The 8,338-nt window shown below is 65.1% G+C and carries 10 protein-coding genes; 6 read left to right on the top strand and 4 right to left on the bottom strand.

Annotated features, from left to right (window positions below):
- Window positions 1–106 precede the first annotated feature (106 nt).
- Both RIF85_RS13065 and RIF85_RS13070 read right to left on the bottom strand, forming a co-directional pair.
- Window positions 107–850, bottom strand: a complete 744-nt coding sequence (locus RIF85_RS13065; protein WP_309072334.1) for an SDR family oxidoreductase — start codon at window positions 848–850, stop codon at window positions 107–109.
- Between the two features lie 75 nt (window positions 851–925).
- Window positions 926–1,669 carry a beta-ketoacyl-ACP reductase gene (locus RIF85_RS13070; protein ID WP_309072335.1) on the bottom strand — a complete coding sequence of 248 codons (744 nt, stop codon included), beginning with the start codon at window positions 1,667–1,669 and terminating at the stop codon, window positions 926–928.
- A gap of 114 nt (window positions 1,670–1,783) precedes the next feature.
- Between RIF85_RS13070 and RIF85_RS13075 the strand changes: the two genes are divergently transcribed.
- Genes RIF85_RS13075 through RIF85_RS13085 form a run of 3 tightly spaced genes read left to right on the top strand, consistent with a single transcriptional unit; the run spans window position 1,784 to window position 3,275 of the window.
- Complete coding sequence (locus tag RIF85_RS13075; RefSeq protein WP_309072336.1) at window positions 1,784–2,194, top strand: DUF3099 domain-containing protein; 411 nt, start codon at window positions 1,784–1,786, stop codon at window positions 2,192–2,194.
- Window positions 2,191–2,457 carry a hypothetical protein gene (locus RIF85_RS13080; RefSeq protein ID WP_309072337.1) on the top strand — a complete coding sequence of 89 codons (267 nt, stop codon included), beginning with the start codon at window positions 2,191–2,193 and terminating at the stop codon, window positions 2,455–2,457. Before RIF85_RS13075 ends, RIF85_RS13080 begins: the two co-directional genes overlap by 4 nt.
- A gap of 2 nt (window positions 2,458–2,459) precedes the next feature.
- Entirely contained in the window at window positions 2,460–3,275 is an 816-nt protein-coding gene (locus tag RIF85_RS13085; protein WP_309072343.1) for an SURF1 family protein, read from the top strand.
- Here the strand turns inward: RIF85_RS13085 and RIF85_RS13090 are convergent.
- Entirely contained in the window at window positions 3,272–4,870 is a 1,599-nt protein-coding gene (locus RIF85_RS13090; protein ID WP_309072338.1) for an ABC-F family ATP-binding cassette domain-containing protein, read from the bottom strand. The two genes, RIF85_RS13085 and RIF85_RS13090, sit on opposite strands and share 4 nt — an antisense overlap.
- Before the next feature lie 139 nt (window positions 4,871–5,009).
- Here RIF85_RS13090 and RIF85_RS13095 point away from each other — a divergent pair, with 139 nt between their 5' ends.
- Genes RIF85_RS13095 through RIF85_RS13105 form a run of 3 tightly spaced genes read left to right on the top strand, consistent with a single transcriptional unit; the run spans window position 5,010 to window position 6,985 of the window.
- On the top strand, window positions 5,010–5,633 hold the full coding sequence (locus RIF85_RS13095; protein WP_309072339.1) for a biotin transporter BioY: 624 nt from the start codon (window positions 5,010–5,012) through the stop codon (window positions 5,631–5,633).
- A 12-nt stretch (window positions 5,634–5,645) separates the two neighbouring features.
- Window positions 5,646–6,356, top strand: coding sequence for an energy-coupling factor ABC transporter ATP-binding protein (locus RIF85_RS13100; protein WP_375164452.1), 711 nt, complete (start codon window positions 5,646–5,648; stop codon window positions 6,354–6,356).
- Window positions 6,353–6,985, top strand: a complete 633-nt coding sequence (locus RIF85_RS13105) for an energy-coupling factor transporter transmembrane protein EcfT (RefSeq protein ID WP_309072341.1) — start codon at window positions 6,353–6,355, stop codon at window positions 6,983–6,985. Before RIF85_RS13100 ends, RIF85_RS13105 begins: the two co-directional genes overlap by 4 nt.
- Window positions 6,986–7,047: 62 nt before the next feature.
- Here the strand turns inward: RIF85_RS13105 and RIF85_RS13110 are convergent, their stop codons facing one another.
- Window positions 7,048–8,220 carry a thiolase family protein gene (locus tag RIF85_RS13110; RefSeq protein WP_309072342.1) on the bottom strand — a complete coding sequence of 391 codons (1,173 nt, stop codon included), beginning with the start codon at window positions 8,218–8,220 and terminating at the stop codon, window positions 7,048–7,050.
- Between the last annotated feature and the right edge of the window lie 118 nt (window positions 8,221–8,338).

An 8,338-nucleotide genomic window follows, 5' to 3' on the forward strand; every position in this document is an offset into this window, starting at 1 on the left:
GTGCGGGCGGCGGCTGACGCCGCCGTCAACTTCCCGCATCTGGACGTAGTCCGCCACTTCGTGCGGCTGTAGTTCCGGCCCCGGAGTAGAGCGCGGAGCGGCTAGCTCAGCGGGTGAAGTGCTCGGCGCCGCCCACATACTCCGTGTGACCCGTGGGAACATCCGCGGTAGCCATGGCTACGATCTCCGCCGCGAACTCCTCGACCGAATAGAGGCGTCCCGCTTCCTGCCGTCGTGCTTCGATTGCGCCGGGGGCGGCCCGGTCAAGCAGGGTGGCGGTTACAGTGCCCTCGATCATGTCGCCGGAAACTACCACGAATGTGATGCCCTGCTCGGTCAACGCTGGAACCATCTCGCGAAGCGCATCCTCGCCGGCGCGCTTGCTGCGCGCGACAGGCTCATAGGCGTCCATGGTCGAAACCGAGTTGATGAAGTGTGCCTGGTGGCTCGTGACGAAAACCACGCGGGAGCCTGGCTTCATGACCGTCAGCGCCGCCGAGAGCATACCGACCTGTGCATCCCGGTTCAGCTTGAGCGCGTAGTCCTCGCCCAGACCGGTCTCCATGCCGCCGGAGGCGTTGAGGACCAGCAGGTCGAGTCCGCCAAAATTCTCAACGGCCGCATCGACGAGCGCCTGCGCACCCTCAGGTGCTGTGAGGTCCGCGCCAACGGCCACTGCGCGGCCACCCGCGGCCTCGATACCGGCGACCACCTTGTTGGCACGGGGCGCCTTCTGACGGTAGTTGACGACGACGGCGGCACCCTGCTCTGCCAGCAGCTTCGCCACCTCCGCCCCAATACCGCGGGACGAACCCGTAACAATTGCAGTTGTGCTGTCCAGTGCGCCCATGAGCGATGGTCTCCTTGATTCGGATTTTGTCTGTTGCGTTGATGGATCGTTATTCAGGCTGCCTGACGGCCTGGATCAGTGACCCATTCCAAGTCCGCCGTCGACCGGGATGACGGCACCGGAAATGTACGCGGCTTCGTCGCTCGCGACCCAGCGGACAACGTTCGCGACCTCGTCCGCCTCGGCGAATCGGCCTGCCGGGATGGAGGACAGGTAGTTCTGCTGGGTTTCCTCCGGCAGTGCTGCCGTCATATCCGTGTTGATGAAGCCTGGAGCAACCACATTGCACGTTATTCCCCGGGAACCAAGCTCCCGTGTCAGGGAGCGGGCGATGCCGACCAGGCCCGCCTTCGATGCGGAATAGTTGATCTGACCGGGTGCACCGTACAGGCCGGAGACTGACGAGATCAGCACGATTCGTCCCTTGCGCAGGCGGATCATCCCCCTGCTGGCCCGCTTGATGACCCTGAACGAACCGGTGAGGTTGGTGTCGACCACGTCGGTGAAGTCGGCCTCGCTCATCCGTAGCAGCAGGGTGTCCCGCGTGATTCCTGCGTTGGCGATCAGCACCTCAACCGGTCCGTGAGCGTCCTCGACCTCGCGGAAAGCTGTGTCAATCTGCTCCGAGTCAGTGACGTCGGCCTTCACTCCGAGCATGCCCTCCGGAACGTCGCCACTGCGGTACGTGATGGCAACGCGGTCACCGTTGGCAAGGAAGGACTGCGCGATAGCCAGCCCGATCCCCCGATTGCCCCCCGTCACCAGAACGCTGCGTCCGGTCTTCTCGTCGGGCGTTCCAGCGGTGTTCTGTTCCTGCACGGAGGGGTCCTTTCGGATGGTGCGGTGCCTACGTCCGTTCGATCCTAGCGGCGAAACCGGGAACTTTAACAACGGCTAAGGGAGTGAGACAATAGAAGAGTCCCTTGGAGTGTGATGTTCAAGCTGAACCATCAGTCAAAGCGCCGTCCGGAAATCCATAACATCAGTGATGCCCGCGAAGCTCACAGTGATGAGATGCGCCAGCGGATGATCAAGTATTCCCTCTCGATGGGAATCCGCATGGTTTGCCTCATCCTCGTGTTTGTGGTGGAGGGATGGCTGCAGTGGGTGATGATCGCCGGAGCGGTGTTCCTGCCCTACTTCGCGGTCATCATCGCGAACGGCGGGAGCGACACCAGCAACCTGACCCACAGCGACTCGCTGCTGGAGCGGGCGCCGGCACCGGAACTCGAACCTCCGCGTCCGGTCGCCGAGGATGAAGGGCCGGTAACGCTGCAGGGCGAGATCATTCCGGACGAACCGGACACGGAGCAGGAACCACACGGGAGGGAAGGGGCAGCATGAGCATTTTCGACCAGCTCTCCGGCGCTGCGCCGCGGGCAGCCGAAGGGCCTGCTGTGTCCGGAGGCCCCAAGTGCTCCCGCAAGGCGTGTGGGCAGAACGCGTCCTGGCAACTTCTCTGGAATAACCCGCGCATCCATACACCGGACCGCAGGAAGGTCTGGTTGGCCTGTCCGGAGCACCGGGAGTGGCTTCAGGATTACCTGGTTACGCGCGGCCTCTGGAAGCAGACACTCCCGCTGGAAGGCAGTCCGGCGTCGTCGTGAATATCCTGAAATACCTGGCGACACCGCGTTGGTTCGGCTGGTTGGCGATCGTCCTCGTGCTGGCCGCGGCCTGCTCCGCCCTGGGTCTGTGGCAACTGGACCGGCGGGACCAGGCCGCCGCCACTGTAAACACGGTCCAGGCCAACTACGATCGGGAGCCGGTTCCCTACGCCCCGCAGCTCTTCACATCGTTCGACGATGCGGCTGAATGGACACCTGTCACGCTTGTTGGTGAGTATGACTCCCCCAAGCAGCGCATCGTCCGCAACCGGCCGCTCAACGGTCAGCCGGGCTATGAGGTTCTGGTGCCGCTGAAGCTGGAGGACGGCAGCGCCGTCGTCATCAACCGCGGCTGGCTGCCCATCGGCAATAACCAGGCCGGCCGGCCGGACGACGTTCCGGCGGCCCCCGACGGCGAGGTCACCGTCGTGGCGCGTATCCGGCCCGGCGAGCCGGCGCTGGACCGGTCGGCGCCGGAAGGACAGCTCGCTTCGATCGATCTCACCACCTACGGGCAGCAGCTGGACTACCCCATCGCCACTGCTGCCTATGGTCTGCTGGCCGGTGAGACGCCGGCTCCTGCCACTGCGCCTGTGGCCCCGGCCAAGCCGGCCATCGACCTCGGCCCCCACCTGTCCTACTCCATGCAGTGGTTCGCCTTCGGCGTGCTTCTCTTCGTGGGGCTGGGTTATGCGGCAAGGCAGCAATACCGCATCGACCATGAAGACGAGGATGCGCCGGCGGCTCCCGTCCGTGTCCGACGACGCCCTTCCTCCGAAGAGGAAGAGGACGCCATCCTCGACGCCCGCGGGCTCTAGGCCAGCGTCACCAGCTCAAGGTATTCGTCGTTCCACAGGTCCTCGACGCCGTCGGGCAGAAGCACCACCCGCTCCGGGTTGAGTGCGTCCACAGCCCCCTCATCGTGGCTGACGAGGACGACTGCGCCCGAATAGTTCCGAAGCGCTCCGAGGATCTCAGCGCGGCTGGCGGGGTCCAGGTTGTTGGTCGGTTCATCGAGCAGCAACACGTTGGCCGACGACGCCACGATAGTCGCGAGTGCCAACCGGGTTTTCTCGCCGCCGGAGAGCACACCGGCGGGCTTGTCGACGTCGTCACCCGAGAACAGGAACGACCCGAGAATGCCGCGCACCTCGGCGTCGCGCATATCCGGTGCGGAGGAACGCATGTTCTCAAGCACGGTGCGGTTGGTATCGAGGGTTTCGTGCTCCTGGGCGTAGTAGCCCACCTTCAGCCCATGCCCGGGGATAATCTTTCCGGTGTCGGGCTTGTCCACCCCGGCGAGCATCCGCAGCAGGGTCGTCTTGCCCGCACCGTTGAGACCCAGGATCACGACCTTGGAACCGCGGTCGATGGCGAGGTCGACGTCGGTGAAGATCTCCAGCGATCCGTAGGACTTGCTGAGTCCTTCCGCTGTCATCGGTGTGCGGCCACAGGGCGCAGGTTCCGGGAATCGCAGTGCTGCGACCCGGTCGGACGCGCGCACCTCGTCGAGACCCGAAAGCATCCGCTCCGCACGTTTGGCCATGTTCTGGGCCGCCACTGCCTTGGTGGCCTTGGCACGCATCTTGTTGGCCTGGTCGAGAAGTACCTGGGCCTTCTTCTCGGTGTTCGCCCGCTCCCGCTTCCGGGCCCGCTCATCCGTCTCGCGTTGCTGGACATAGCGCTTCCAGCCCATGTTGTAGAGATCGATGGTCGACCGGTTGGCATCGAGATGGAACACCTTGTTCACCGTCGCCTCAAGCAGGTCGACGTCGTGGCTGATCACGATCAGCCCGCCCTGATGGTTTTTCAGGAAGTCCCGCAGCCAGGTGATCGAGTCGGCGTCGAGGTGGTTGGTCGGTTCGTCGAGAAGCATCGTCTCGGCGCCGGAATAGAGAATGCGCGCGAGCTCGACGCGGCGGCGCTGACCGCCCGAGAGCGTCTTGAGCGGCTGATTCAGAATCCGCTCCGGAAGCGCAAGGTTCGAGGAGATGGCAGCTGCTTCGGCCTCAGCCGCATAGCCGCCGTGAGCGAGGAATTCCGCTTCGAGACGGTCGTAGCGGGCCATGGCCTTGTCTCGGACTGCGGTATCTTCACTGGCCATCTGGTCCTGCGTCTGGCGGAGCTTTCCGACCACGACATCCAGGTTGCGTGCGGAAAGGATCCGGTCCCGTGCCAGCTGTTCCATGTTGGGCGTGCGTGGGTCCTGGGGCAGATAGCCTATTTCCCCCGTGCGGCTGACCGACCCGGCTGCAGGCAGGCTTTCACCTGCCAGTACGCGGGTCAGGGTTGTCTTGCCGGCGCCGTTGCGCCCAACAAGGCCGATTTTGTCCCCCCGGTCCACCCTGAAGGAGACCTCGTCCATCAGCAGCCTTGCGCCCGCGCGCAGTTCAAGATTCGACACGGTAATCACGTGGCTGGGCCTTTCCTGTCCCGGCATCACGCGCCGGGCCTCAATATTGTAGGAACCCTACAAAAGTGTTTGGTTCTCTCCGCACTAATCTCGGTAAGTAACAGCTCACCGTTGTGTAGATCCCACAGAAAGCTTCACGATGCAACAGACGAATCCGGCCCTGCACTCCTCGCCCGCCGATGTGTCGGCGCGGGCGCGTCGATCCTGGAATGCAACCGATCTCTCGCTGATCGCGGTGTTCGCGGCCGTTGTGGCCGTCAGTGCCATCCTACCCGCTATACCGGTCGGTCAGGTGGGGGTGCCCATCACGCTGCAGACACTGGCAATCATGGTGACGGGAATTGTGCTCGGTCCATGGCGGGCCGGAGCGGCGCTCACGCTGTATGTTGCGGTTGCGCTGGCGGGGTTGCCCATCTTCAGTCAGTTCCGGGGCGGCATCGGCGTACTCTTCGGTCCGTCTGCCGGTTACATCATCGCCTTTCCGGTTGCGGCGGTCCTTGTCGGGTTCCTTGCCCGTCTGGTGTTCCGCAGATTGGACCGCCACCGCTTCCTCGGTCTCTTCGCCGCCTGCACCATCACGAGTCTCCTCATCACCCATCCCTTCGGCATCATCGGAATGATGATCAACGCGAAACTGGACCTCGGCGCGGCAATCGCCGCGGACGTCGTCTTCCTCCCGGGCGACATCCTGAAGAACCTGGCAGCGGCCGCAATCGGTCTCAGCGTCATCAAAGCGTTCCCCCGCCTGCAGTCCCGTCCCTGAACCGCCGCAGTGATCATATTCAAGGGCGCCGCAGTCAGGGCCGAGCACCCCGCCACACGGCAAATCCTGGAGCCGCTGAACCTGACCCTGGCTGAAGACCGCATCAGCATCATCGGCGCCAACGGCTCCGGCAAGTCCACGCTGCTGAAGCTGATCAATTCACTGGTCCTGCCGACCTCCGGGCAGGTGCTGGTCAACGGACTGGACACCGCGCGGAAGGGCTCCTCGGTTCGACGCGCAGTCGGCTTCATGTTCACCGACCCGCTGTCCCAGCTGATCATGCCTACGGGCCGCGAAGATGTGGAGCTGTCGCTGCGCCGCCGGCACCGGAACGCCGAGGAGCGGCGAAGCGCGGCCGAAAAAGTGCTGGACCGGTTCGGACTTGTGCACCTTGCCGACCAGAGTGTCTACGACTTGTCGGGCGGAGAACGGCAACTCCTCGCCCTTGCCGTTGTGCTTGCCACCGAGCCGGAGGTGCTGCTCGCCGATGAACCGACCACCCTCCTGGACCTGCGTAATGAGGAACGGGTTCGCCGGATGTTCCGCGGGCTGGAGCAGCAGGTCGTTTTCACGACGCACTCGCTCGACTTCGCCCTCCAGGCCGACCGCACCCTGGTCATCGACGGAGGCCGGGTGGTGTTCGACGGTAAACCAACGGAGGCGGTCGCTGCATACCGGCGTCTCAGTGTGCGGGATGTCGCCCATGAGGAACCGCGGCGATGAGGGGGCACGCGAGCCTGCTGGGCGCCTACGTCGAACGCAATTCGCTCCTGCACGCTGCTCCCCTCTGGGCGAAGTTCATGCCCGTGGCGACGCTGTCAGTCCTCGTCCTCATGCTGAATTCGCCGTTTGCAACCCTCGTCGGCCTGGGCCTGGTCGTCCTGGGCTATCTTGTCGGAGCGCGGCTCACCCTTCGCGAGCTGGTGCAGCCGCTGCTGAGGATGTGGCCGTTGATCCTGATTCTTGGAGCATTCCAGTGGTTCAGGTCCGGTCCCGAAACGGCCTTCACGGTGGTGGGGAACATCGCCGTCTGCGTGCTGGCTGCACTGCTCGTCACATTGACAACCCAGAGCCAGCGCCTGCTCGACGGCCTGGTCTTCCTGGCACGCCCGCTCCGGCCACTCGGCGTGGATCCGGAGCGTCTCGGGTTGACCATCGCCCTCATGCTGCGCAGTATTCCCTACCTCGTGGGGGCGGCTGAAGACTCTCGCGACGCCGCCCGCGCCCGCGGCCTCGAGCGCAATCCGCGCGCTCTCATCCTTCCGGTCTTCATCGGTGCAGTGGCATATGCGCACCAGACAGGTGAAGCGCTGGCTGCCCGCGGTCTCGCCGACTCCGACGACGACGGCTGACCGGGCGCGGTACGCGCTCCTGTTTCTGCTCTGATCCTGTTTCCGCCCCCGAGAAACCTCTCCTACCGTAGAGACACAGGCCGGAAAGCGGCCGCTGTTCCGACGCCGCCGGCGGCGCTCACCGCCGCCACCGACCAGCCGCCGTCGTCCTTGCGCTGGGACGCCTGGCGGAGGAGATTCGCAACGAGCATTGCGCCGGACGCCCCATAGGGGTGCCCGTAGGCGAGGGCACCGCCGTGAAGATTCAGATTCTCCGGTGCAACGCCGATCAAAAGTGCCGATGCGAGGACCTGTGCGGCGAATGCCTCGTTGTACTCCCACGTATTGATGTCATCCGAAGAGAGCCGCAGTCCGTCAAGGAGCTTGCGCACGGCAAACGCGCCCGCGGTCCCGAACAGTGCGGGCGGTCCACCCGAAACGGCCGAGCCGCGAAATTCAAGGATGGTCCCGAAACCTGCGGCGCGGGCATGATCGACGGTTGTGACGACGGTGACCACCGCGCCGTCGGCGTCGGCACACGAATTGCCTGCCGTGACGCTTCCGGCGGTCCTGAATGCAGGCGGGAACCGCGCCATGAGAGCAGCCGACATCGTGCGTCGTGACGTCTCATCGGCCCCGCAACCCCCTACGGGGACGATCTCCGCGGCCATGGCGTCATGCGCTGCGGCTGTGCGTGCATAGCTGGACAACGCGTACCGGTCCTGCTGCTCCCGCCCGACACCGAAGGCGGCGGCGACGTTCTCGGCCGCTTCGCCGGCGTCGGGATCGCCCTGTTCCTCCGGCGCAAACTGAGCGCGGGAATAGAAGTCCGGAGCGCCCGGCAGGGACGTCAGGCGATGCGCCCGCAGCGGGGCTGTACTGCAGCTCTCCACTCCCCCGGCGAGGAACCAGTCGCCGGCTCCCGATTCGACCAGCCGGCACGCGAGCACGATAGCGTCGAGCCCGGAAGAGCACTGCCTGTCGACGGTGAGGCCGGGTACCGCGTTCGGAAGCCCTGCTGTCAGGGCGGCCAGCCTCGCGACATTGCCACCGCCGCCAGTGGCGTTACCGACGATGACATCGTCAATGTCTGCGGCAGCCAGCCCGGCGTCACGCTGGGCCGCAGGAAGGACGGCGGCGAGCAGCTGGTGGGCCTCGATTGCCGCGTGCACACCCCGCACCCGCCCGAACGGAGTACGGCGGCACAGGACCACTGCTGCCCGACGGCGGTAGTCCGGCTCAAACGATGGGTTCAAGCTCACTCTCCTTGGCCAGGACGGCAGCCTGCAGCGCCGCACGATCCGGTTTCCCCGCTGCAGTCAGCGGGAGGGACGCTGTCCGGAAAAGTGACCGCGGGACCTTTCCCACCGGCAG

Origin of the sequence: Arthrobacter sp. (genome assembly GCF_031179385.1) — a bacterium.
Taxonomy (GTDB): Bacteria; Actinomycetota; Actinomycetes; order Actinomycetales; family Micrococcaceae; genus Arthrobacter_D.